At 63.7% G+C, this 23,878-nt stretch carries 23 protein-coding genes; 9 read left to right on the top strand and 14 right to left on the bottom strand.

Translation table 11 applies throughout. The features are described 5' to 3' along the window. Nucleotides 1-31: 31 nt before the first annotated feature. From NKH13_RS26730 to NKH13_RS26710, 5 genes are all read right to left on the bottom strand, one after another. Entirely contained in the window at nucleotides 32-364 is a 333-nt protein-coding gene (locus NKH13_RS26730) for an ArsR/SmtB family transcription factor (RefSeq protein WP_352721136.1), read from the bottom strand. A gap of 69 nt (nucleotides 365-433) precedes the next feature. Next, the gene (gene arsC, locus NKH13_RS26725; protein WP_352915619.1) at nucleotides 434-856 is read right to left on the bottom strand and encodes an arsenate reductase (glutaredoxin); all 423 of its coding nucleotides are present in this window, start codon (nucleotides 854-856) and stop codon (nucleotides 434-436) included. After that, nucleotides 853-1,539, bottom strand: a complete 687-nt coding sequence (locus tag NKH13_RS26720) for an aquaporin (RefSeq protein WP_352915616.1) — start codon at nucleotides 1,537-1,539, stop codon at nucleotides 853-855. The genes arsC and NKH13_RS26720 overlap by 4 nt, the downstream gene beginning before the upstream one ends. Nucleotides 1,540-1,549: 10 nt before the next feature. Further along, nucleotides 1,550-1,882, bottom strand: coding sequence for an ArsR/SmtB family transcription factor (locus NKH13_RS26715; RefSeq protein WP_352915613.1), 333 nt, complete (start codon nucleotides 1,880-1,882; stop codon nucleotides 1,550-1,552). 345 nt (nucleotides 1,883-2,227) lie between these two features. Next, complete coding sequence (locus tag NKH13_RS26710) at nucleotides 2,228-2,851, bottom strand: NAD(P)H-dependent oxidoreductase (protein WP_352915610.1); 624 nt, start codon at nucleotides 2,849-2,851, stop codon at nucleotides 2,228-2,230. Between the two features lie 339 nt (nucleotides 2,852-3,190). Here NKH13_RS26710 and NKH13_RS26705 point away from each other — a divergent pair, with 339 nt between their 5' ends. Continuing rightward, nucleotides 3,191-3,934, top strand: a complete 744-nt coding sequence (locus tag NKH13_RS26705) for an SDR family oxidoreductase (protein WP_352915608.1) — start codon at nucleotides 3,191-3,193, stop codon at nucleotides 3,932-3,934. A gap of 217 nt (nucleotides 3,935-4,151) precedes the next feature. Here NKH13_RS26705 and NKH13_RS26700 read toward each other — a convergent pair whose 3' ends face one another. Next, the gene (locus NKH13_RS26700) at nucleotides 4,152-4,742 is read right to left on the bottom strand and encodes a DUF922 domain-containing Zn-dependent protease (RefSeq protein ID WP_352915605.1); all 591 of its coding nucleotides are present in this window, start codon (nucleotides 4,740-4,742) and stop codon (nucleotides 4,152-4,154) included. 115 nt (nucleotides 4,743-4,857) lie between these two features. On the opposite strand from NKH13_RS26700, the gene NKH13_RS26695 reads away from it, so the two are divergent. Next, the gene (locus NKH13_RS26695) at nucleotides 4,858-5,622 is read left to right on the top strand and encodes a pseudouridine synthase (RefSeq protein WP_352915602.1); all 765 of its coding nucleotides are present in this window, start codon (nucleotides 4,858-4,860) and stop codon (nucleotides 5,620-5,622) included. Between the two features lie 150 nt (nucleotides 5,623-5,772). Here NKH13_RS26695 and NKH13_RS26690 read toward each other — a convergent pair whose 3' ends face one another. Further along, complete coding sequence (locus NKH13_RS26690; RefSeq protein ID WP_292664853.1) at nucleotides 5,773-6,492, bottom strand: cytochrome P450 family protein; 720 nt, start codon at nucleotides 6,490-6,492, stop codon at nucleotides 5,773-5,775. Nucleotides 6,493-6,894: 402 nt separating this feature from the next. Between NKH13_RS26690 and NKH13_RS26685 the strand changes: the two genes are divergently transcribed. Continuing rightward, on the top strand, nucleotides 6,895-8,286 hold the full coding sequence (locus tag NKH13_RS26685; protein ID WP_352915599.1) for an NfeD family protein: 1,392 nt from the start codon (nucleotides 6,895-6,897) through the stop codon (nucleotides 8,284-8,286). After that, entirely contained in the window at nucleotides 8,283-9,065 is a 783-nt protein-coding gene (locus NKH13_RS26680; RefSeq protein ID WP_352721120.1) for a slipin family protein, read from the top strand. Before NKH13_RS26685 ends, NKH13_RS26680 begins: the two co-directional genes overlap by 4 nt. 245 nt (nucleotides 9,066-9,310) lie before the next feature. Here the strand turns inward: NKH13_RS26680 and NKH13_RS26675 are convergent, their stop codons facing one another. Next, nucleotides 9,311-10,240, bottom strand: a complete 930-nt coding sequence (locus NKH13_RS26675) for a LysR family transcriptional regulator (protein WP_352915597.1) — start codon at nucleotides 10,238-10,240, stop codon at nucleotides 9,311-9,313. A 106-nt stretch (nucleotides 10,241-10,346) separates the two neighbouring features. Between NKH13_RS26675 and NKH13_RS26670 the strand changes: the two genes are divergently transcribed. Beyond that, nucleotides 10,347-11,357, top strand: coding sequence for a zinc-dependent alcohol dehydrogenase family protein (locus NKH13_RS26670; RefSeq protein WP_352915595.1), 1,011 nt, complete (start codon nucleotides 10,347-10,349; stop codon nucleotides 11,355-11,357). Between the two features lie 206 nt (nucleotides 11,358-11,563). Here NKH13_RS26670 and NKH13_RS26665 read toward each other — a convergent pair whose 3' ends face one another. Genes NKH13_RS26665 through NKH13_RS26655 form a run of 3 tightly spaced genes read right to left on the bottom strand, consistent with a single transcriptional unit; the run spans nucleotide 11,564 to nucleotide 15,347 of the window. Continuing rightward, a complete protein-coding gene (locus NKH13_RS26665; protein ID WP_352915593.1) occupies nucleotides 11,564-13,885 on the bottom strand; it encodes a xanthine dehydrogenase family protein molybdopterin-binding subunit in 2,322 nt (773 codons plus the stop codon). Then, nucleotides 13,882-14,865, bottom strand: coding sequence for an FAD binding domain-containing protein (locus NKH13_RS26660; RefSeq protein WP_352915590.1), 984 nt, complete (start codon nucleotides 14,863-14,865; stop codon nucleotides 13,882-13,884). The genes NKH13_RS26665 and NKH13_RS26660 overlap by 4 nt, the downstream gene beginning before the upstream one ends. Then, nucleotides 14,862-15,347 (bottom strand): (2Fe-2S)-binding protein, encoded by a 486-nt coding sequence (locus tag NKH13_RS26655; RefSeq protein WP_352915588.1) that lies wholly within the window; start codon nucleotides 15,345-15,347, stop codon nucleotides 14,862-14,864. The genes NKH13_RS26660 and NKH13_RS26655 overlap by 4 nt, the downstream gene beginning before the upstream one ends. Nucleotides 15,348-16,047: 700 nt before the next feature. On the opposite strand from NKH13_RS26655, the gene NKH13_RS26650 reads away from it, so the two are divergent. Next, complete coding sequence (locus NKH13_RS26650; RefSeq protein WP_352915585.1) at nucleotides 16,048-16,680, top strand: TetR/AcrR family transcriptional regulator; 633 nt, start codon at nucleotides 16,048-16,050, stop codon at nucleotides 16,678-16,680. Nucleotides 16,681-16,698: 18 nt separating this feature from the next. Here NKH13_RS26650 and NKH13_RS26645 read toward each other — a convergent pair whose 3' ends face one another. Then, complete coding sequence (locus tag NKH13_RS26645) at nucleotides 16,699-17,139, bottom strand: lipid-binding SYLF domain-containing protein (RefSeq protein ID WP_023677323.1); 441 nt, start codon at nucleotides 17,137-17,139, stop codon at nucleotides 16,699-16,701. A 286-nt stretch (nucleotides 17,140-17,425) separates the two neighbouring features. On the opposite strand from NKH13_RS26645, the gene NKH13_RS26640 reads away from it, so the two are divergent. Continuing rightward, entirely contained in the window at nucleotides 17,426-18,361 is a 936-nt protein-coding gene (locus NKH13_RS26640; protein WP_352915582.1) for a hypothetical protein, read from the top strand. Nucleotides 18,362-18,390: 29 nt separating this feature from the next. On the opposite strand, the gene NKH13_RS26635 is transcribed toward NKH13_RS26640, so the two are convergent. Further along, on the bottom strand, nucleotides 18,391-19,914 hold the full coding sequence (locus NKH13_RS26635; RefSeq protein WP_502908342.1) for a serine hydrolase: 1,524 nt from the start codon (nucleotides 19,912-19,914) through the stop codon (nucleotides 18,391-18,393). A 172-nt stretch (nucleotides 19,915-20,086) separates the two neighbouring features. Further along, on the bottom strand, nucleotides 20,087-21,520 hold the full coding sequence (locus NKH13_RS26630) for a coiled-coil domain-containing protein (protein ID WP_352915577.1): 1,434 nt from the start codon (nucleotides 21,518-21,520) through the stop codon (nucleotides 20,087-20,089). A 451-nt stretch (nucleotides 21,521-21,971) separates the two neighbouring features. Here NKH13_RS26630 and NKH13_RS26625 point away from each other — a divergent pair, with 451 nt between their 5' ends. Together NKH13_RS26625 and NKH13_RS26620 are read left to right on the top strand one after the other, a co-directional pair. Next, the gene (locus NKH13_RS26625) at nucleotides 21,972-22,712 is read left to right on the top strand and encodes an ATP-binding cassette domain-containing protein (RefSeq protein ID WP_352915575.1); all 741 of its coding nucleotides are present in this window, start codon (nucleotides 21,972-21,974) and stop codon (nucleotides 22,710-22,712) included. A 55-nt stretch (nucleotides 22,713-22,767) separates the two neighbouring features. Beyond that, the gene (locus NKH13_RS26620) at nucleotides 22,768-23,829 is read left to right on the top strand and encodes an ABC transporter permease (RefSeq protein ID WP_352915572.1); all 1,062 of its coding nucleotides are present in this window, start codon (nucleotides 22,768-22,770) and stop codon (nucleotides 23,827-23,829) included. The last annotated feature ends 49 nt before the right edge of the window (nucleotides 23,830-23,878 follow it).

Below are 23,878 nucleotides of genomic sequence, written 5' to 3'. Positions count from 1 at the left end.
CCGGTAATTTCGAATTATACTGCCAAAAAAATCACGCCGGCGTCTTGGCCGTCGCTTCCGCCGATGCCGGCGCACAGGTGGCGTCGGCGCAGCATTCGTCTGCGAGGTATCCGATGAGCCCGTTCATGGCGGGATAGTTGGCCCGGCAGATCAGCGTGGTCGCCTGGCGCTCCTGTGACACCAGGCCGGTGTCGACCAGCCGCTTGAGGTGATGCGACAGCGTCGAGGCAGCGATGCCCAATCTGTCCTGGATGCGCCCGACCGGCAGCCCCTCATCGCCCGCCCGCACCAGCGTCCGATAGAGCTGCAACCGCGTCGGGCTGCCGAGGGCTTCAAGTTGCGAGGCTGCTTTTTCGAGTTTCATGGAAATACGCTATTTCCAGAATCGCTGCACGTCAAGAGAATTTCGACAAAGATCGAAATAAGCTAATCTCTAGGCGACGCGCTTGCCGCTGGCGTCGATGACGACCTCGCCGTCCTCCTTGGTGAACGGGCCGATATCCGGATTGGGCAGGATATCGAGCACGGCTTCGGAGGGTCGGGCAAGCATGGTGCCGAGCGGCGTCACCACGATCGGCCGGTTGATCAGGATCGGATGCGCCAGCATGAAATCGAGGATCTCGTCGTCGCTCCACTTAGGGTCGCCCAGGCCAAGTTCGGCATAGGGCGTGCCCTTTTCGCGCAGCAATTGGCGCGGCGTCATGCCCATCGCTGCGATCAGCTCGACGAGCTTTTCGCGCGACGGCGGGTTTTTCAGATATTCGATCACCTCAGGCTCCTCGCCGGACCGCCTGATGATGGCAAGCGTGTTGCGCGAGGTGCCGCAATCGGGGTTGTGGTAGATGGTGATGGTCATCGCGCAGCTTTCATCTGTCCGGCTGGTTTCGGTTGGGCGAGCAGCCACCCTGCCAATGCCATGGCGAGCAACGCGCCCAAAAGTTCGGCGGCGATGAAGCCCGGCAGATCGGCGGGGCGGATGCCGGCAAAAGTATTGGAGAACGCTCGGGCGATGGCCACGGCCGGATTGGCGAAGGATGTCGATGCGGTGAACCAGTAGGCGGCGGTGATATAAAGCCCGACCAGCCAGGGGATCGAATCCGGGCGGGAACGCAGGCCGGCGAGGATGGTGAAGACCAGCCAGAAGGCGGCAACCAGTTCCGCAATCCATTGCCCGCTTCCGGTCCGCACCGTCGCCGACACTTGCAGGATCGGCAGTTCGAACATTGCATGCGCGAGCAACGTTCCAGCGATGCCGCCGGCAATCTGGGCGGCGACGTAAGCCAGCGCTGCCTTCGTTTCGATCTCACGTCGAAGCGCGAACACCAGCGTCACCGCCGGGTTGAAGTGCGCTCCGGAGATCGGCCCGAATATGGTGATGAGCACGACCAGGATCGCCCCGGTCGGCAAGGTGTTGCCGAGCAGGGAGACGGCGACATCGTTGCTCAGCCTGTCAGCCATGATGCCGGAACCGACAACGGTGGCGACCAACAGAGCCGTGCCGAGGGCCTCGGCAACAAGGCGGCGTGACAGATTGACCAAGACGAACCTTCTAGCAGTTGCAGGTCACAGCCTGGATCACAGGCTGGCAAAGTTCCGGCGCGCCATTGCAGCAGTCCTCCATGAGGTAGGCCAGCAGATCGCGAAAGCCGGTCATATCGGCAAAGTAGCGCACGCTGCGGCCCTCCCGTTCGGTCCGCACCAGGCCGGCATGCGACAGGATCTTGAGATGGGCGGATATGGTGTTCGGAAATGCGGCGAGCCGCGAGGCGATCTCGCCCGCAGCCACGCCCTCGGCGCCGGCCCGCACCAAAAGGCGAAAAACGTCCAGCCGGGTTTCCTGGCCGAGCGCGGCAAGCGCCGAAAGGGCGAGTGTCTTATCCATATTTCCAGGATTCCAGAAATGGGGAATAGAGTCAACGCGCCTCTGCCAGCGACCCAAGGCAATCGCTTCAGTTTTGAATTCGCCCTTTAAGCGTTTGCGTTGCCCCTCACCTGCCTGCCGGCATCCTCTCCCCGTATAGTGACGGGGAGAGGGGCCTCGTCATCGGTGATTTCGCCAAACATCAGCGGTGCAGAAACGACGCCAACGCTGCGGCCAGCCCCTTCTCCCCGTCACTATACGGGGAGAAGTGCCCGGCAGGGCGATGAGGGGCGGCGCCGACTTCGGCGAAGCTATCGCCTGTCCAAAGCGAGCGCCCGCTGCCCCTCGCCGGCTCGCCCGGCCAAATCAGCCAGGCACCGCGGCGGCGACCGCATCAGCGCGGCCAAGACCGGCAACCGCTTTCCTGACCCGCTCCAAATGCGCCTGGCGTCCGGCGGCCGAGACGCTGTCCATCCGGTAGAGCGCCAGGAATTTGGTTCGGCACAGCGGATGGCAGACGGAGCGGAAGCCGCGCAGCAGGGTCCGCCGGCCCGGTTGTCCCATGATCCACGACATCAGCGGCGTGGCGCCGCATGTGGTCATTGCCAACACCCGGCGTATTTGCCGCAATTTGGGCCGCGGACCGCGTCGAGCGGTCGGCATCTCGAAAGCGAAGCCCGGCACCAGCACGCGCTCCAGCCAGCCTTTCAGCATCGCCGGCAGGCCATACCACCAGGTCGGATAGATGAAGACGACCGCCTCCGCCCAGAGTAGTTCCTGCGCGTGTTCGTGCACCGGTTGCAGGTTCGCCGCCTTGTCGTGGTAACCGCGCCATTCCTGCGTGCGCATGACCGGATCGAAGCCGGTCGCATAGAGGTCGAGCAGGTGGACCTGATGGCCGCTTTCGGCAAGCGTCTCCAGCACCGTATCTCGCACCGCGCCGTTGAAGCTGTCGGTGCAGGGATGGCAATAGACGACGAGGACCTTCATCTGGCGCTCAGACCGGTCGGTCGCGAGAGGATCGCGGCGGTGCATGCAAGGGCATCACATGCAAACAAGCCACCCGCAGACGTAGTCGATCAGCTGTTTTCATGCGAAGCCCCGCAGCCCCCATATCAAGACGCAACACCTCCAGTCGCGTCAAGCCCCGCTCGTTCGCTCAAGGAAAATTGCGCAGACATGGGCTTGCTGCAGGGCGCTGTCCCGCATGCCTTGCGGTACTCTGCGGGATGCAGCGCTGCGGCGTATCATGCCCAAGAACTCCCAGCATTGTTCCCAGAATGTCTGCGCCCTAGCTTCGTGGCGTATCCAAAGCGTCAGGAGAAAAAGATGCAGACAGGAAAACTGGGCGGCAAGATCGCCTTGGTGACGGGTGCCTCCTCAGGCATCGGCGAGGCCACCGCCTTGGCATTGGCGGCCGAGGGCGCCACGCTGGCGATTGCCGCGCGGCGCGCCGAGCGCCTGGACGATCTGGCGAGGCGGATCCGTGAGACCGGCAGCGCGGCGCTGCCGATTGCCGTCGACGTCACCGACGACACGCAAGCCACGGCCATGGTCGAGCGGGTCCAGCAGGAGTACGGCCGGCTCGACATTCTGCTTGCGGTTGCCGGCGTCGGCGTCGCCGCGCCGTTCCGCAACACGACGCCGGAAGAATACCGCCGGATGGTCGACGTCAACATTCTCGGCCTGCTTTATCCGATCCATGCGGCACTGCCGTCGATGCAGCGGCAAGGCGCCGGCCACATCGTCGTCGTCTCGTCCGGCACCGGCCGTTATATCCACCCTTCGGTGGTTTATTCCGGCACCAAGCACGCCGTGAGCGCGATGGCGGAATCGCTGCGCCGCGAGAGCGGCAAGGACGGCATCCGCGTCACCTGCATCGAGCCCGGCGCCGTCAAGACCGAGTTCACCCAGAATATGCGCGCCGATGTGCGCCAGGCGGTCGAGCAAAGGCTGGGCGATATGGAGCAGCTGGAAAGCGAGGACATCGCCGCCGCCATCCTGTACGCGGTAACGCAGCCGCCACGGGTCAACGTCAACATCCTGACGCTCTATCCGACGGAGCAGGCGTGAGGTCAGCCTGCAGACGTCGATGCGCTGCGCCACCCCCCCTCTGTCCTGCCGGACATCTCCCCTTCAAGGGGGGAGATCGGCAGCTTCGTCGGCAGCACTCTTTTTGCAACGTTCGCGATTGGCGAAATCAGGGGTGATATCCAATCTCCCCACCTGAGGGGGAGATGTCCGGCAGGACAGAGGGGGGTGCTGTCCCGCCAACCTTGCCCTGCTTCGACTATCCCCCGGTCATCAGCGTGAACACAAGCTGCCGCAACTTGCCGCCCGGGCCGAATTCGACCCGGTCGAAATCGAGGCTCGCCTGCCGCTGTGCCTGAGAGATTCCGGCGAGCCCTCTCGTCAATTCGGTCCTGATCTTGCTGCAGCCGCGGTCATCGGCGACGGTCAGGCCGATGGTGGCCGCCTCGATCTTGTGCACCATGTCGACGATGCTGGCGCCGTGCACCTTCTCGTGGGCGGCGAGGCCGGCTGCGAAAACCTCCCAGTTCTTCTGGATCGCGCCCGGCAGCCGCGCGGCCGGCTTCGGCAAGGTATAGGTGATGATCAGCTTCGGCCGCGCCGACACCAGCACGCAGGCGTCGCCTTGCGGCTGGTAGTCCCTCACCCAGGTCAGCTTGAAATTGGTATGCGCGATGACGCGGCGCTCGCCGAGCAGCGGCCCACGCCCGCCGATCGAGGCATAGAGCTCCGGACCGGATTGCCCTGAGATGGCATAGGTCTCGACCTTCTCGACCGCCTGCCAGCCGGCATGCGCCGGCGATGTCGGCAGGAAGGCGAGCAGCAGGCAAAGGCGAACGGCTGTTTTCATGCAAGTCCTCGCAGCCGCTGCGCACGACGCAAACGACATGCAGTTCCCTTCCGTGGACATAGCCCGCGGCCGGCTATAGTGGGATGCTCGTATACAAGAATCCACAGGCAACGCCATGTCGCCGCGACCGAACATTGCCCGGCAACGCCCTGCCCCCGGGACCCAGTCTCCCGGCGTCAGCCTCTGCCGCGCGCTGTCGAAGCTTGGCCTGTGCTCGCGCAAGCAGGCCGAGCTTCTGGTTGCCGAGGGGCGCGTGCGGGTCGCCGGCAAGATCGTGCGCAACGGCTCGATGCGCGTCGATCCAGGCCGCGACCGCATCGAGGTCGACGGCCGCCGCGTCGCCGCCGAGCGCAAGGTCTATCTGATGCTCAACAAGCCGCGTGGCCTGGTCACCACTCGCGACGACCCGCAGGACCGCGGCACCGTCTATGATTGCCTGGCAGGCCTCGACCTGCCCTTCGTCTCGCCGGTCGGCCGCCTCGACAAGGCCAGCGAAGGCCTGCTGTTGATGACCAACGACACGCGCTTTGCGCAGCGCCTGCTCGATCCCGCCTCGCATGTCGCCAAGACCTATCACGTGCAGATCGGCGCGCTGCCCGACGAGGCCATGCTGGCGCGGTTGCGCGCCGGCGCGACAGTCGACGGCGAATTGCTGACGGCCCGGTCCATCGAGCTGCTGCGCGGCGGCACCAGCACCGCCTGGCTGGAAATCGTGCTCGACGAGGGCCGCAACCGCCATATTCGCCGGCTGCTCGCCGCCCACGATATCGAGGTGCTGCGCCTGGTCCGGATCGCGATCGGCCCATTGCAGCTCGGCGACCTTGCCAAGGGCAAGACACGCCATCTGACTGCCGAAGAGCTGGCGCTGCTTCAGGCCTGAGCTGCTGGCGGCGACTCGATAGTCAGCCAGTCGAAGCCCAAGTGACGCAAGCAAGCAGCGCGGGGCGGACAGGGGTCGCCTTCGACTCCTGGCGGATGTTCCCGAACAGATCGCCCACACCGGTTCGAACGATACCAATCTCCATCGGTATTACATTCCGTCAGCACACAACAGATCGCAGCCGGCCGCTTTGATTTTCTGCATAAAGATCTTGAGCGATTCTTGGGCAGGCATGGGAAGCTGGCCAACCGACGGGACAAACAAATCGATCAGGGCCTGGCGATGGTCTGGAGAGATGCTCTGCGCGAGATAGGGACCATCTGCTCTTAGCGATTCAATAAGAACTATCTTGTTCCCCTGCTTCAGCGCCGGGTCAGCCAGAAAAATTGAGGCGCCACGAAACATTTTCTCTATGCCTCCTCGAGCTTTGGCACCGTTGGCTCGCAACATTTCGGCAGCGTTGGGTTGGTGCGCCAGGAAATCATTGAAAGCTAGCTGGGAAGCGGCAGCAGCCCGAAACACAAGTGCAAACGACTGCGTGGCTTCATCCTGCAAAGGCAGCGGGTTAGCCTGGCCATAGAGCGCGAGTAGCGACCCACTTCTGTCCATTACGAAAGACAGTGCTTCCAGGTCGCTCTCATCGTATGGCGGCGAACCTATCAAAGCCTCGCCGTCCCAAATCTTGTGCAGTAGATCCCGGTCCGTTGGATCTTCAAGATTTGGCAATTTGCCTTCAATCCGGCGCTGCTGCAAAAGTTCATCGAACTTGGCGAACAAATCCTTCGCATAAGCGCGGCCTGTTGGCGGAACATGGGCGTGCGCCCATGTGGAAAATAGGATTGCAAAAATCGACAACACCAAACATTTCATGGCCGTTCCTTTACTTGACTACCTTCAGTAGCGCGACAGCGTTGTCCAAATAATGCAAGGGATAGTCGATATTGTCGATCAACCGGCCGAGATTATTGAAGATATCATCGGATGTCAGCCCGAGTAACGGGCTTGTTCGGAGCGGCGTTCATGGCATTCACCGCCATGCATCCCCGGTCACGTCGACCGATCGCTTCGCATGATGGAAGATGATGCCGACGGCGTGGGCGTATGCCGGAGCGAAGCCGGCTGACGCCGTGCCTGAGATTGCAAACCGCCCGCTTCCAGCCAACGAAGTTATGCACAGAGCGAAGCATCGCTCCGTGCCCGGGCCGGTTTGATGAGCGTTCTCATGGATTTCGGCAAAATCCAGCCCATATTCCTAGATGTGGAGCTTTGAGCGTGAAACTCGCGCGTGCGGTCCTGCTTGCCGCGGCCTTCGTGGCTGTTGCGGCCGTTTGTCCCTCTTCCGCAACCGGAGAGGCGAACGGCCGGGAGAAAATTGTGTTGCGCGTCGAGATAGACGGCGCCATCGGTCCGGCGAGTGCCAGGCAGCTTGAGGAAGCGCTGGCGGTGGCCGCGGACCGAAACGCCCAGGCTCTCATCCTGCAGATGGACACGCCCGGCGGGCTGGTCACCAGCATGCGCGAAATGATCGCCGGCATCCTCGCCTCGCCGGTTCCCGTCATCGGCTATGTCGCGCCCGCCGGCGGGCACGCGGCGAGCGCCGGAACCTACATCCTCTACGCCACCCATCTAGCGGCGATGGCGCCCGGCACCAATCTGGGCGCGGCAACGCCGATCGAGATGGGCGGGCCGCTGCCATCGTTTCCCGGCGGCAAGAACGATGGCCCGGAGGCGGACAAGGACAAGAAGAACGCACCGGCGGGCGACGCGATGATCGCCAAGGCGACGAACGATGCCGTTGCCCTGATCCGCAGCCTGGCTGAATTGCGCGGGCGCAATGCCGAATGGGGTGAAAAGGCCGTGCGCGAGGCGGCCAGCCTATCGGCCGGCGCGGCGCTGCAGGAGCATGTCATCGACTTCGTCGCCCGCGACACCACCGAACTGCTTCAACTGGCCGACGGCCGGACCGTCGAGATCGCCGGCAAAAAAGAGGCATTGGCGACGAAAGGGCTGCCGGTTGAAACGCTTGAGCCAGGCTGGCTCATCCGGCTTCTCGCCGTCATCACGGACCCGAACATCGCCGTCATCCTGATGCTGGTCGGCGTCTATGGCCTCGTCTTCGAATTCACGAGCCCGGGCGCGGTCGCGCCCGGCGTGATCGGCACGATTTGCCTTCTGCTCGGGCTCTATGCGCTCAATCTCCTGCCGATCAGCTATGCCGGCCTTGCCTTGATGCTGCTTGGCATCATCTTCCTGGTCGTCGAAGCCTTGAACCCGACAGTGGTCCTTGGGCTGGGAGGCGTGGCTGCGTTTCTGCTGGGCGCTGCCATGCTGCTCAAGATCGAGGGGCCCGGCTTCGAGATGTCATGGGCCGTTATCGGCACCGCCGCCGTCCTGACGCTCGGCCTGGCGCTGTTGACCGGCAGCTATCTGTGGGCGGCCCGCAAGAACGTTCCGCGTGTTGGCGCACAGGCCATGCAGGGGCTGCCGGCGGAGGTCCTCGACTGGCAGGGCAGCGAGGGCCACGTGCTCGCCCGGGGCGAGCGCTGGCGGGCAAAAGCCGACGAACCGCTTGCGGTGGGCGACAGCGTCGAGGTGGCTGATGTCAGGGGTCTTGTGCTGACGATACGGCGCCGCAATGTGAGAAGCGATGGAGCAAGGCGATGATCATCGGTTATGTGGCCTATCTGGCAGCAGCGCTCGTCGTGGTCATGTTCCTATCCGCGGCCATTCGCATCCTGCGGGAATATCAGCGCGGCGTGGTCTTCACGCTCGGCCGCTTCACCGGGGTCAAGGGCCCCGGCCTTATCATCCTCATCCCCTTCGTGCAGCAGATGGTGAAGGTCGACCTGCGAGTGGTGGTCCAGGACGTCCCGCCGCAGGACGTGATCTCGCGCGACAACGTCTCGGTCAAGGTCAACGCGGTGCTGTATTTTCGTATCGTCGACGCCGAGCGGGCGGTGATCCAGGTCGAAGACTTCATGACCGCCACCAACCAGCTGGCACAGACCACGCTGCGCTCGGTGCTCGGCAAGCATGAGCTCGATGAAATGCTGGCCGAGCGAGACAAGCTCAACAGCGATGTCCAGGAGATTCTCGACCAGCGCACCGATGCCTGGGGCATCAAGGTCTCCAATGTCGAGATCAAGCATGTCGACCTCAACGAGAACATGATCCGTGCCATCGCCAAGCAGGCAGAGGCTGAACGGCTGCGGCGCGCCAAGGTGATCAACGCCGACGGCGAACAGCAGGCGGCGGCAAAACTCGTCGAGGCCGGCAAGATGCTGGCCGAGGAGCCGCAAGCCATGCAGCTGCGCTATTTCGAGGCCCTGCATGACATCGCCGGCGAACGCTCGTCGACGGTCGTGTTCCCGCTGCCGATGGATCTGCTCGGTCATTTCATCAAGCGGGGTGGTGGAGGCGGAGGCGCAGGCGGCGCGACCTAACAAGGCTTGGGTTCCTCGCCCCCGCAGAGCGGGGGAGAGGTGGCCGCGAAGCGGTCGGAGAGGGGGCCTACCGCACTCCTCCCTTTGAATTCATTGACGGCAGGGCGTCCCCCTCTCCGTCTCGGCTTCGCCGAGCCACCTCTCCTCCACTATCGTGGGCGCGAGGAACCCAAGCTGGAATGAAAGCCGCGACTCCCTCTGTCGCCTTCGGCGACATCTCCCCTCAAGGCGGGAGATCAGCACCCTCACCTCCGCCACGGCGGGACCGGCGCAAAGCGTTTGCCGATCCAGTCGGCGAAGGCGCGTGTCTTGGCGGCTTGCCCCTTGGCCGAAGGCATGACGACATAGACGGCGCCCTCGTCGGCGAGCGTCCAGTCTTCCAGCACTGGCACCAGCCGGCCGTCTGCGAGCTCGCGTCCGACCAGCCAATCTGTGCTCATCATCAGCCCGACGCCTTGCACGGCGGCTTCGACCAGCACCTCGGCGTCGTCGGTGACCAGCGGGCCGGAAACCTCGATACTGACGCGGCGGCCCGTGCTGTCGGTCATCTCCCAGGCCGGAAAGGTCTGGAAGCCCGAGAAGCCGAGGCAGCTGTGTTCCAGCAGCGCCTCCGGCGCAGTCGGCGTGCCCCGGCGGGCGAGGTAGGACGGCGCGGCGCACAGCAGCCGCCGCCGTGTCGCGACCTTGCGCGCCACCAGCCGCGAATCCTGCAGCGCGCCGAGACGGACGGCGACATCGAAATTCTCGGCGACGAGATCGACGAAACGGTTGGAGAACTCGGCCTCGATACGGACGTCGGGGAATGCGGCGAGAAACTGTGGCAGCAGCGGGCCGATCCACATGCGCCCGAACGAGCCGGGCAGCGCCAGCCGCAGCACGCCGCGCGGCCCGCCGCCGGCATGCGCCGACGCGACAGCCTCGGCCTCGTCGACCGCGGCCAGGATGGCGCGGACCCGGGCGAGGAACTCCGAACCCGCCTCGGTCAGCGACACGCTTCGCGTCGTCCGATGCAGCAGGCGCACGCCCAACCGCTCTTCCAGCGAGGTAAGGCGCCGCGACAGGATCGTGGCGTCGCGGCCGATGCGAGCCGCCGCCTTGGTGAAGGAGCGTGCTTCGGCGATTGCCGCGAAGGCGGCCATTTCGGCCAATGCTGCCGGTTCGTACGATTGCTGCATCAGGCGCAGAGCTCAAATGTAGAAAGCGAGAATTATATACCAATAGCGCAGCAGCTAGTTTCACTCAATCCCGGCCCGTCAATCGGCCCATCAACCGGAGTGAGACATGAAAGCGATCGAACTGACTGCCCCGAGACTGGACGCGTGTTGCGCGGCCACCGTTGCCACACCTGAACCGCAGCGCGGCGAAGTGCTGATCCGGCTGCGCGCCGCAAGCCTCAACTTTGTCGACGTCGCGATAGCGAGCGGCAACTATCCAGGTCCGAGCTTTCCGCTCATTCCCGTCGTCGACGGCGCCGGCGAGATCGTCGGCATCGGCGAGGGCGTGTCGAGGCTCGCCGTCAACGACCGCGTCATCGCCCATGCAAAACCGCGCTGGGTCGGCGGCCGTCCGCGGCCTTATGAGACCAGAGAGATGCGCGGGCTGACACTGCCCGGCTCGCTCGCCGAATATGTGGCGCTGCCGGCCAATGCCGTCGTGCCGATGCCGGCGCATTTGTCCTTCGAAGCGGCAGCGACGCTGCCGATCGCCGGCACCACCGCGTGGAATGCGCTTCGCGCCGCCGATGCCGGGCCGGGGTCGGTCGTCGTCCTGCTCGGCACTGGTGGTGTCTCGATCTTGACCCTGCAGCTGGCCAAGGCTGCCGGCGCCACGGTCATCATCACCTCGTCGTCGGACGAAAAGCTGGCCCGCGCCAAGGCCTTGGGTGCGGATCATCTCATCAATTATCGTGAGACACCGGACTGGGACGCCAAGGTGCTCGAATTGACCGGCGGCCTCGGCGCCGACCTGATCGTCGAAACCGGCGGCGCGGCCACATTTGCCCGCTCCATCAATGCCACGGCGCCGGGCGGCACGGTGTTTACCATCGGCTTCGTCACCGGCGCCGAGGCCACCACGAACCTGCTGCCGATCATCATCAAGGCGCTCAAGGTAGTGGGCAACAACACCGGTTCGGTATCCGACCTGCGCGACGCGGCGCGCGCCATCGGCTCCGCCCATATCGATCCGGTCATCGACACGGTCTACAGCCAGCACCAGGCGACCGAGGCCTACGCCCACATGGCGGCAGGCGGCCGGCATTTCGGCAAGCTCGCGTTCAGCCTGTCGTGGTGAGCCTGAAAAGGAGCGCGGCTTTATTCCAGCTTGGGTTCCTCGCCCCACGAAAGTGGGGAGAGGTGGCTCGGCGAAGCCGAGACGGAGAGGGGACTGCGCCCTACGAAGGCCCCCTCTCCGGCCGCTTCGCGGCCACCTCTCCCCCGCATCGCGGTGGGCGAGGAACCCAGGTCTTGAGAGGAGATCGGCAGCCTCACCGCCTCCGCCTAAATCAGCTTCTCCAGCGTGATCGGCAGGTCCCGCACCCTTTTCCCCGTGGCGTGGAATACCGCGTTGGCGATCGCCGGCGCCACGCCGACGATGCCCAGTTCGCCGACCCCCTTGCCGCCGAGTACCGAGGAATGCGGATCGGGAATACCGACCGAGATAACCTCGATGTCTGGAATGTCGGCATTGGTGGCGATGAGATAGTCGGCGAGGTTGTTGTTGACGATGCGCCCATGCCGGCGGTCGACGACGCCTTCCTCTAGCAGCGCCTGGCCGATGCCCATGATGATGCCGCCCTTCCACTGGCTTTCGGCGAGCTTGGGGTTGTAGAGCCGGCCCGAATCCAGCGCCGACACCACGCGCGACACACGAACCGTGCCAAAATCCTCGTCGACGCGCACTTCGATGAAATGCGCGCACCAGCTGTGGCGGGAATAGTCGCCCTCGGTGTGCGGCAGCGCCATGGCTATGGTGGTGTAGTTCTTGTAGCGGTCCTCGACCGTCGAATTGGCCGGCATGGTGTCGCCCTTCGCCTCGATATGCTCGCGCCCGACGCTCCTGAGCAGTTCGGCGATCGAAACTTCAGGCCCGTTGCCGCGCGGCGAGGCGATGCGGCCATTGGCGACGACGAGCGTGTTGGCCTGCAGTTCGTGGAACGGCGAAGCCGGATCGCTGATGGCGAGCCCGATCAGTTGGTCGAGCGCGGCACTCGCCGCCTTGTGCACGGCACCCGTCATCACCCCGGCCAGCCGCGAACCGCCGGTGACGCCGGCGCGGGCATAGCGAGAATCGCCGAGCTTGACGACGACGTTTTCCGCCGGCACGCCCACCACCTCGGCGGCGGTCTGCGCCAGGATAGTATAGGTACCCTGTCCCATGTCGATCGACGAGCTTTCGACCTCGACCGAGCCGTCGGCGAGAATCCGCACGACCGCCTCGCCATAGGCGCGACGCACCGGATAGGTGCCGGCCGCGACACCCCAGCCGATCAGCTGGTTACCGTCGCGCATCGAGCGCGGCCGGGGGCTGCGCTTCGACCAGCCAAAGGCTTCGGCGCCGGCCGCGAAGGCCTCGCGCAGCTGCCGTGTCGACCACGGCTTCTTCGCATGCGGATCCTGCTCGGCATAGTTCCCGAGCCGGATTTCCAGCGGATCGATGCCGACCTCATAGGCGAGCTCGTCGATGGCGCTTTCGATGCCGAAAGCGCTCGGGTTCTCGCCCGGCGCGCGCAATGCCCCCGGCACCACCGTGTTGACCCGCACGACGTTCTGCCGCGACGAGAAATTCGGCGTCGCGTACATGACCGAGGTGACCGAGCCGAGCGGCTCGACCCACATGCCGTCGACCGAGGTCTCGTTGACGCCACGATGCACGATCGACTGGATCTGACCCTCTGCGTTGGCGCCGAGCGCCACCGTCTGGCGCGTCGCCGCCCGTCCGCCATAGGCGGTGAAGGTCTGCGGCCTTGTGACCGCCAGCTTCACCGGCCGTCCCAGCATTTTCGCGGCCGCCGCCGCCACCGCGCCGTAGCCATAGGCGAACGCCTTGGAGCCGAAGCCGCCGCCAATATAGGGCGAGACAAGGCGCACATTCTCGAACGGCACGCCGAACCATTCGGCATAGGTTCGCGCCATGCCATCGAGCCATTGGCTCGGCTCCCAGACCGTCAGCTGGTCGCCCTGCCACTTTGCGATCAGGCCATGCGGCTCCATCGGCGCCTGGTATTCGCGCGGCGTGTTGTAGGCGTTGCAGATCCTGACCGGAGCCGAGGCGAACGCTGTCTCTGCCTCGCCCCATTCCTTGGTCATCGCGTCGACCGGGATACCGTCGCCGGCCTTTGGATCGCTGAGGTCGACGATCGCCGGCGCCTCGTCATAGGCGATCTTGACCAGTGCTGCGGCCGCGACCGCCTGCTCGAAACTCTCGGCCACCACCGCCGCGACATGCTGGCCGCTGAAGGTGATGTCGCGCGCCAGCGGGCAATAGGTAACGGCCGGCGGCGGCGTGCCCAGCCAGTCCGTCGCGGTTCTCAGCGGCAGCATATTGTCGGGCGTCAGCACCAGCAGCACGCCGGGTGACGCCTCGGCCGCCGTCGTGTCGATGGAACGCACCCGGCCGGCGGCAATGGTGCTCTCGACCAGTACCGCGTGGGTCAACCCCTCGAGCTGATGCTCGACGGCGTATTTGGCAGCACCGGTGATCTTGGCCGGGCCGTCGACGCGCGACAGCCGGCCGCCGACCTGATCCGCGAGGACGGCACCGTCCGAAGCGTCGCCGCGTTTGGCATCGCCGGGTCTTGTTCTCAACTCGTGAACGGTCATGCCGTTTCTCCCATTTTTAGGATGGCGCGGGCGACGACGCGCGGCGCCAGTTCGATCTTGTAGTGGTTGGCGCCATGGTCGACGGCGCCCTCGACGGCGAGCAGGCTGGCTTGCCTGACGACCTCCGGCTCGAGCACTTTGCCTTTCAGCGCCTCTTCGGCGGCGTGGGCGCGCCATGGCTTGGTGGCGACGCCGCCAAGTGCGACGCGCAGATCGCGGATCGTCCTACCGTCGGCCTCGAATTCGATGCCGACCGCGGCACTTGCCGCGGCGAATTCATAGGACTGGCGGTCGCGGACCTTGAGATAAGTCGAGCGGCGGGCGGCGGCCGAAGCGGGAATGCTGATCGCGGTGATCATCTCGCCGGGCTCGATCGCATGTTCCCGTTCGGGCGTACTGCCAGGCAGCAGGAAAAAATCATCGACGGCGACCTGGCGGTCGCCGAGATGGACGATCGCGTCAAAGGCGACGAGTGCAACGGCCAGGTCGCCGGGATAGGTGGCGATGCAGGCCTCGCTGGTGCCGAGCACGGCATGGCCGCGGGTGACGCCGCCGATCGCCGAGCAGCCGCTGCCGGGCGAGCGCTTGTTACAGGCGGGGAAATTCGCCGGATCGCGGAAATAGGGGCAGCGCGTACGCTGCATCAGATTGCCGCCGATCGTCGCCATGTTGCGCAGCTGCGCCGACGCCGCCTGCCACAATGCTTCCGAGACGGCGGGGAACCTGCTCTTGATATCGGCATGATCGGCGACGCTGCTCATCCTGGCCAGCGCGCCGATCGTCGCGCCCCGGTCATCGACGGCAATCGTGTCCAGTCCCTTGAGATGGGTGATGTCGACCACGGTCTCGGGTTCGGCAACGCCGCATTTCGCGAGATCGACAAGCGTCGTGCCGCCGGCCAAAAGCATGGCGCCCGGCAGTGCTGCTGCCTCACGGGCTGCGTTGACGGAGCCGGCGCGGAGATAGGAAAAATCCCTCATGATGTGGCCTCCACGGCCGCCTGGCGCACGGCGGCAACGATATGCGGATAGGCGCCGCAGCGGCAGAGATTGCCGGCCATGTATTCGCGGATCTCCTCATCGGAGCCGGCATGGCCCTCGCGGATGCAGGCGACTGCCGACATGATCTGGCCCGGCGTGCAATAGCCGCACTGGAAGGCGTCCTGTTCGAGGAAGGCGGCCTGCACCGCATGCAGCGTGCCATCCTCCCCGGCAAGCCCTTCGATGGTGGTGATGTCCCTGCCTTCAGCCTGAGTGGCGAGCGTCAGGCAGGCCAGCACGCGCTGGCCGTCGATATGCACGGTGCAGGCGCCGCACTGGCCCTGGTCGCAGCCCTTCTTGGTGCCGGTCAGGCCGAGATGGTCGCGCAAGGCGTCGAGCAGCGTAACGCGCGGCTCGATCTCCAGCTCACGTCGATCTCCGTTGATTTGAAGTTGGATTGGAGTTCGGGTTTTGCTTGTCATGGGGCGTCTGGCTCCAGTTGCTTGACGCGGGAGGGGTTGATCTGGCGCTCGGCCGGCGAGCGGCAAGGTCAGCTTATGGCTAGGTAAAGGCTAATCTCCCCCTTGCGGGGGAGATGCCCGGCAGGGCAGGTCCGCTTGACTTGGTGCGACCTCCGGGAGGGCCGCGGCTTGCGAGGTCGAAAGACGTGACATACCCGATCCCGTGATTACATGATAAAGGCGCTCCACAAATCGGAGGCGCCTCCGCTTATTACCTAAGGGCCTGCTCCGCCCTGTTCAAGCCCCGGATCGAAATTGGAGAAATTGGAGAAATTGGCAGGGCAGCCAGCCGTCATGCCTGGAGACAAAAAAGCACCACCGGCCCAAGCCGGTGGTGCTCTCTGGACTGTCTGTAGGGGCAGGACAGTCCAATGATCCTGAGGGGATCGTGCTCAACGTGGGCTCATTTTTGCCCCACGGCATCGGCCGAACAGATGAGGAGTGCCGGCCGCGAGGAAATATCCTCCGTCGTCATCCACCGGCCGTGCACCGGAGGCGGGCAAGATGCCTCGCCTGCCGGAACGCCGGCCCAGACTCGATCCTGTGATTATATTTACTTGCGATTATATTTGTCGGAGACGTAACGAAGGTGGAAGCGTCTCCGTTCTTGAAACGGGACCTGCCTATTCGGTTATGCTTCGGATCAACACTGGAGAAAAAATTGGCCGCGGAGCCGCCCGTCATACCTGGAGACAAAACCGAAGCCGCCGTTGCAAAACCGCTGCGCGCCGATGCGCAGCGCAACCGTGACGCGCTGGTCGAGGTCGCGGCAAAAGCCTTTGCCGCGCATGGCGTCGATGCCTCGCTGGAGGAGATTGCGCGCCAGGCCGGCGTCGGCATCGGCACGCTCTACCGGCATTTTCCAACCCGCGAGCACCTGGTCGAGGTGGTCTACCGGCGCGAAGTGGAAGGACTGTGCCAGGCGGCCGACGAGCTCGCTCGCGATCATCCGCCCGACATGGCGCTCGAACAATGGATGCAGCGCTTCGTCGACTACATCGCCACCAAGCGCGGGCTGTCGACAAGCCTGCGCATCCTGCTCACGACCAACTCAACCCTGTTCTCCGACGTTTCGGGCAGGGTCACGCTCGCTTTGCGGCGGCTGATCGATGCCGCGGTCGCCCACGGCTCGATCCGCGGCGACGTCGATGCCTCCGACGTGCTGCATGCGCTGGGCGGCATCTATTCGGCCCCCGACACCAAGGACTGGCGCCACCGCTCGCGCCGATTGGTGTCGCTGCTGATGGATGGGCTGCGGTTTGGAGCAGCCAAATCCGGCCCATCCAAGGAATGACGAATGCAGTGACTGTCCTTATTTCAGCGAGATGCTCATACCGCTGAGATCGGCATTGACTTGCAGGCCTACCTGCCTGCCCGTGAGTTCGAGTTGGGCACCCTTGTCATTGGTCATGACGATCACCTGGGCCCCTTTGCCGAGCGCGCCGCCACCGCCCGCTGCACCGTACACCCCCGTCACATCCCGGGCGCGGCGTATGTGGCGCACGGTACCTTTGAAATAGGTCTTGGAGGCGCCGAAGGCGAGGCCGCCCGAGATGCCGCCGACCGAGATGGGATATCGGCGACCATGGAAGGTCAGTGTGCCCTCGCCTCCGGAGCCGCCGATGAAAAAGGCCGCCTTGTAGATGGCGAAGCGGATCGTACCGCTGTCGGCATGCGCGACGCTGGCAAAGCTAACTGCCGCCGCAGCGATGACCGCAACCGCGACTGAACGAAATCTGGACGAAATCTTCATGATGAGAACTCCTCAAGATCGCAGCATGCCCAGCCGGCCGGGCACGTCGGCGTCGTATCAAAGTCATAGCTGAACAGTCTCGCCCGTCATTGGTTCCAAGCACCCGGCCTGAATCCGGCTGCGAGAAGACCGCTACGAAACGAGGCGGATGGCGAGCATAGTCCTGGCTGTAAGAACAGTGGCCGAATGGTGGGGATCCGTCGCCGGCGCCCTACGAAGACGTAGGTGTTGAAGCGGAATGGTATTAGTCTGCGCTGTCTGGGGTTTCGGGGAGCGCGGCAAAAGAATGGATTTGAACTCGGGCTATGGCTACCTGCTGATCGGCGGCCTGATCCTGGTCGGTGCCGGGCTCCTGGTCCTTTCGCTGATCGTCAATCTTCGCGTGGCGCATAGTGTGCGTGACGACGTACGCCATCGTGAAAAGCTGCTGGAATATTATCGCAATATCTTTTCGCAGCTGGGCGTGATCCTGATCGGGATTGGCGTGTCGCTTTTCATCTTCTTTTTCCAGCAGAATTATCAGGACCAGCGCAAACGCGAAACGGAGCTCCAGCAGGTTCTCGCCAAACTGGCGGCGCGTATTGCCCGCGGCAGCGCTGTCGTGGAGGCCCTCGGCGAATTCGATGCGCTGCTGGATGATGGCGGCGCCTATGTCAGTCCGGAACTCGGCGGCAACAATGCCGCCGTCAGCGCCCACGGGACGGCGCTCGCCAAGCAGGTTTCCCAGATCCTTCTGGTCGAGCGCGACGTCGATGTTCAGGGATTCGATATTCTCAATCTGTCACGCGATTTCGAAGCATCGTTCGTCGTCAACGAGCTCAACCCCACGCTATGGTTCAACATCGTCCGGGACGAGAGCGACATCAAATATGCCACCACCCAGATCGCCTTGGATTACAAGGACCTGCAGGATGCGATCGGCGGCGAGCCGATCGAGGTTGCGATCGCCAATCCCGAAAAGGAGCGGAAGATCAAGCAGGAGGTGCTCGACGTCTTTTATGATGCCGACCTCCTGCGCCAGCGCAGCAGGCGGTTTCTCGGCCGCGCGTGCTGGCTTTTCAGCAAGGGGCGCGGCTTCGTCAAGCTTGCACCGGCCAATGAGATCGAAGCCGATGCCAGATCGCACCAGGAATGGATCGACCGGTCGAAACCCTTCCTGACGCAGGCGGCATCGGGCAGCGGCGATTGCTTCAAATTGCTCCGGTTCGGCCCGGCATCCTGAACCGGCAAAGGCTCCCTGATCGCCGGTGGCTAATCCCCCACGCGCTGCAGCGTGCCGAGATGATTGTCGTTGAGAAAATCAATGGTCACGGCCGACGCCTTGCCGTCGGGGCCGACGGCAAAGCTGACGGCCGAGGGCCTGTCCGGCATCTCGGCATCGGGGAAGGTCACGAAGAGGTCGCGGTCGAAATGCTTCAGTGGATAGGACCGCGCACCGGCGGGCCCGACCTGGAGGACGAGAGCCTCTCCTTCGCCCGACACAATAGCATCGCCGATGAAGTCGTTGAAGTAACGGCCGGCATAGGCGCTGGCCGGCCCGGCCGGACTTGCCGGAGAGGGCGGCGCGGCATAGGTGGCCTTGGCCGCCGCAATCGCAGGGCCGAACATGCCTGCATAGATATCATCCCATGCCTTTACCTTGTCCTTCCCCAGCGTTCCGTCGAAGACGAGATCGGCGAAGCTGTCGGACAGTCCCTCCGGCACGCCTGTCGGAAAGGCGTTGGCGATGACGACGATGCCAAGCTTCTCCTCGGGAAAGAGCATCACCAGACTGCGTGCGCCGGCGCTGAAGGCGCCCGCATGACCCCAGATCGGCCCGTGCCGGCCGAATTCGACATTCCAGCCGAGGCCATAGAATGCCTCGCCTCCGGAGACGGGGTTCTTGCCGCGAACCATCAAGGGAATATGTGTCTGGTCCAGCGCATCCGCGGTAATGAGTCTCTTGCCGGCATAGACCCCGTTGCCGAGCACAAGGCGCATCCATTGCGAGAGATCGCGTGCGGTGGAACTGACGCCGCCTGCTGGCGCCTGCGCATCCGGATAGCGCTGGACCTTCGCTGCCCAGGCGCCATCGATTTTGACGTGGAGTTCGGCACGATTGGCGTGCTTGATGAAGTCCGAATGACGCGAAGTGGTCGAGGCCATTCCAAGCGGGCGGTAGAGCTTCTCTTCGGCGACCTCTTCCCATGATTTGCCTGTCGGCTTCGCGGCCGCGACGGCACCCTCGGTCAGTCCGAAATTACTGTAGGAATAGCCGGCACGAAAGCTCGATGACGGCGACACGAACCGCAGGCGGCGCAGGATCTCCGCGCGGTCATAGCCGATGTCCTCGAGGTCGTCGCCGGCGGTGCCGGGAAGCCCGCTGCGGTGCGCAAACAGGTCGCGGACCGTGAGTTCGCTGGTCGGATAGGGCTGTGCGAGCCGGAAAGCCGGATCGAGGTCGGCGATCTTGGAATCCCACGAAGCAATCCCGTCGCTGACCAGCGCCGCCACGACGGTGGCGGAGACCGGTTTGGAGAGCGAGGCTATCTGGAAGACCGTGTCCGCATCGACGATCTCTGGTTTTCCGGCTTCGCGATGGCCGAACCCCCTGAGGAAGATCACCTCGTCGCCATGCACGACGCCGATGGCCAGACCGGGCACGCTACCATCCGCGACGACGCCTTCGGCGAGTAACTTGAGCTTCGCAAGGGCCGCGGCGATCCTGTCGGGTGGGATGGTATCGGCCGACGCCGCTTTCGGCAAAAGCACCATGATTGCGATGAAGGCCAACATCCTCCAACGGAGGTGGTTCCGGTTTGTGAATACCCGCATGCTCGGCCCCCTCCGCTTCACCGGCGTGCACTATCGCAGGCCGACGCAGGGAAGGCCAGCCTCACGCTCGACCCGCAATCCATTGACGGATGTCCGCTTCACACCAGTCGAAATTCAGACAGCCGCGCCTGAGCTAGGATGCAGCGCGCAGGCGGAGGCGCCGCCTGCTGACGCGGGCCTTCTCCGCCACCGCGGCGGTGATCTCGACCACGCCGTCTTCACGCGGTCTGGCGTTGGTGACCTTGTGGAGCCGCTCGTAGGGCAACAGTTCCTTGACCCGGGCTTGAAGCGACGCGACTTCGGCTCGCAGATCCTCGCATTCCTGCCTCTGGACGTCGAACTGTATCTGTTCGGAAGCCTGCTGCAGGGAAAGCTGCGAAAAATTCGCGCTGACCGCGGAAAGGTTCATCTTGTCGTTTTCGCTCTCCTTCATGAGAGCGGACAATTTTTGCTCGACAATTTGCTTTTCCGCCACCGCGTCGCTCGCTTGAGCCTTGAGCCTGGCGATCTCGCTGGCGGCTTCGCTGCTCTGGTTGGAGGCGGCCTCCAGTCGCGATCGGAGATCCTCGATTTCAGAGCGCAAGCCGGTCATCTCCGCGACACCGCGTGCAAGCTCAGCTTGCCTGTCACCGTCCCTGATGCGGGCCGCTTCCGTCATTTCCGATAGCTTCGCCTGCGCCATATCGAGCGATTTCTGCAGCCGCATCTCCTCTTTCTCGCTCTTGCCAAGCGCGGCCAGCAGTTCCGAAACCTGGGCGGCGTCATTGGCATGGACAGTCGAGAGTTCGTCCAGCCTGTGCCGGGCCTCGGCCTCCCGTTTCAGCGCCTTATCGAGGTCGATTGACAGGCTGACATGTTTCTCCCGCAGCGTCTCGTTCTCGCGCGAGCGTCTGTTGGCCTCGACGGCTCTGGCCGAGAGCGTTTTGACAAGCTCGCCGAACTCGGCCTCGCGTTTTGCGCTCGCATTGCCTGCCACGACGAGTTCCAGCCTTGCCGCAGCCAGCGCGCCGCGAAGTGCTTCCTTGTCCTCGACCAGGCTCGCCTCGTGCTGCTGCAGGGCCTCGATAGCGCTGTCGCGCTCGCGCTGCTTTCTGGTTGCTTCGTGGAGCTGTTCGGACAGCACTCTTTGTTGCGCGGTCAGGCCGGTATTTGCCAGCTCCAATTCGTTGGCGCGAAGAATGTCGCCGTGGAGGAGTTTCAGGAATTCGCCCGTCAGATGATGCGAGGTCGCGATCTCCGACAGTTTCGCGTTGATTTCCCCCAGATACTCCTGCGCGTCGTGAAAAAGCCCATCGACCGCACTTAAGGCAGCCAGCCGGGTTTGCGTATGGGGGGTCAGCCGTCGTGCGGTCTCGAAGGCATCCGCATTGGCCTCAAGTTGCGAGCTGTCATCCGTTGCCGCGAGATTCTCATCCGACACCGTCTCATCCGGCACGGTGACGTCGTTCAACGGCGACTGATCGTCCACGTTGAGACATTCGCTAAACGCATCCGCCAAATCGGTTTCGAGCTCCTTGAACGCCCTCTCCACAGTCTCGGCACGCTTGATCAAACCTTTGAAATTCATGACCGAATATCCCTCTCGTGCAGCGCCGTTACGGAGCGGACTTTCAACACTTGACCCTCGCCTCCCCCGGATGCGGGTTCATCTCCTGACATGCGCTCTGGCCGACGCACGCTAGGGACAGGCTTGGCCACTGTCCTCGTGTGTTTGAATGACGCAAAGCCGTGTTCTGCCGCGCACCATACCCGAGCCGTTGGCGCCGCTCGCAAAATGCCCACTCATTTCACCCGAAACGGATATGAAGCGGCGCAAGCATGAGGATCGCCTGGTGACTGTTGTAAGGATCGGGCGAGCGCCTCGGTGCTCTGCAGCAGCTACAAGTCACACTCGGACGAGGCGCGTTACGGCCGGGAGGCCTGACCTAATAAATGATTGTGTTGAATACGTTTCGCTGATTAGCTGCTGTGCATTGACCAGGGACAAGACCGATAAATGTTGTCCCGGGAGGACCGCGATGCCGGTGCTTGAGGTTCGCCACGTCTCCAAGAATTTCGGGGCTATCCAGGCCCTGACTGACGTCAGCTTCCAGGTGGAGCGAGGCGAAGTCGTTGGTCTGATGGGGGACAACGGGGCCGGCAAATCGACGATAGTCAAGACCGTGGCCGGGAATTTTCCTCCGAGCGACGGCGAAATTGTAGTCGAGGGCGAGGTTTGCCACTTCCACCAACCCATCCAGGCCCGCGCCAAGGGGATCGAAGTCGTTTATCAGGACCTGGCGCTCGCCGATAATTTGACAGCCGCGCAGAACGTCTTTCTGGGCCGCGAGATCAAGAAAGGCTTCTGGCCGATCAGGATTCTTGACAAGCAGGCAATGATCGACCGCTCGGCAGCGCTGTTCAAGGAACTCAAATCGGAAACCCGGCCGCGCGACCTTGTCAGGAAGATGTCGGGTGGGCAGCGCCAAGCGGTCGCCATCGCGCGGACCCGGCTTTCGAACGCCAAGCTGGTGTTGATGGATGAACCGACGGCCGCCATTTCCGTACGCCAGGTGGCGGAAGTGCTTGAATTGATCCGACGCCTCAAAGCGCAAGGGGTAGGCGTCATGTTGATCAGCCACCGCATGCCTGACGTTTTCGCTGTCGCAGATCGAATCATCGTGCTCAGGCGAGGCTCGAAGGTTGCTGACAAGGACGCCGGCAACACCTCGCCCGAGGAAATCACCGGACTGATAACGGGGGCCATCCGTGGCGAATAGTGCTCGGGAGTCAGTTAGTGTTAGGGAGTCAGTCGGGGAAACCGGCCGGCCGGCCATGTCGGACTTCGTCTCGACCAACGAAAAAACGGCTCTCCAACGTGTGCTTTCGAGTCAGCCCTTCTGGGTGATGATCGCGCTCATCGCTCTCGTCATTTTGATGACAGCCATGGAACCGAGCTTCGGCACCTCCGAAAACGTCGCCAATGTGACGCGCAACTTCGCACCTTTCGGCATCATGGCCCTCGGCATGACGATCGTGATCATCACCGGTGGCATCGATCTGTCGGTCGGCTCGATCATGGGCCTCGTGGTCATCGTCGCCGGTCTGTTCCTCACTTGGCATTATCCCTGGTACGTCGCCTTCGCCATGGGCCTTTTCTCCGGTCTAGCCTGCGGCGCGGTCAACGGATTCTTTGTCGCCTATGTCGGGATGCCGTCCTTTGTGGTCACCCTCGGCATGCTGTCCGTCGCGCGCTCGCTGGCGGTCGTATTCTCGGCCAACCAGATGTTCTACCAGTTCGGGCCCGATGCTCCGATCGTGAAGGCGATCGGTCAGGCGAAATGGCCGCGGCATGGACCCGAGGATTGGGCACCGCACTGGATACCAGAACTGTCATCGCAGTTCTGGACCATGGTGATCCTGGCCCTGATTGTCGGATTCGTGTTCAATTTTACTGCCTGGGCGCGGCATCTCTTCGCCATCGGCGGAAATGAGGAGGCGGCACGGCTCACCGGCGTTCCGGTCAATTGGATTAAATTCCAGGCCTATCTTTTCTCGGCTTTCACTGCCTCGCTCGCCTCGCTCCTGCTCCTCGGCTACAACGGCTCGGCCATCAATGCCATGGGCCAAGGCTATGAGCTGCGCGTTATCGCTGCGACAGTCATTGGCGGCGCCAGCCTCATGGGCGGCGCCGGCACGGCCTTCGGTGCGATCATCGGTTCGGCCTTTCTCGAGGTGATCAGGAATGCGCTGCTGATGGCCGGCATCGATTCAAACTGGCAGGGTGCCTTCGTCGGCGCCTTCATCGTTCTTGCGGTTCTCTTGGGCATGCAAACCGGCGGCAAATCGATTCTCGCCGCGTCGCTGGCAGTCTTGATGCCCAAAAAACGCCGCTAGAAACCCGCCGGCGGGAGGCCCGCGGGATCACACCAAGGAGGAGAACGTC

The sequence above is a fragment of the Mesorhizobium sp. M1348 genome, assembly GCF_040317925.1.
Taxonomy (GTDB): domain Bacteria; phylum Pseudomonadota; class Alphaproteobacteria; order Rhizobiales; family Rhizobiaceae; genus Mesorhizobium.
This window is presented reverse-complemented; position numbering and strand designations above follow the sequence as displayed.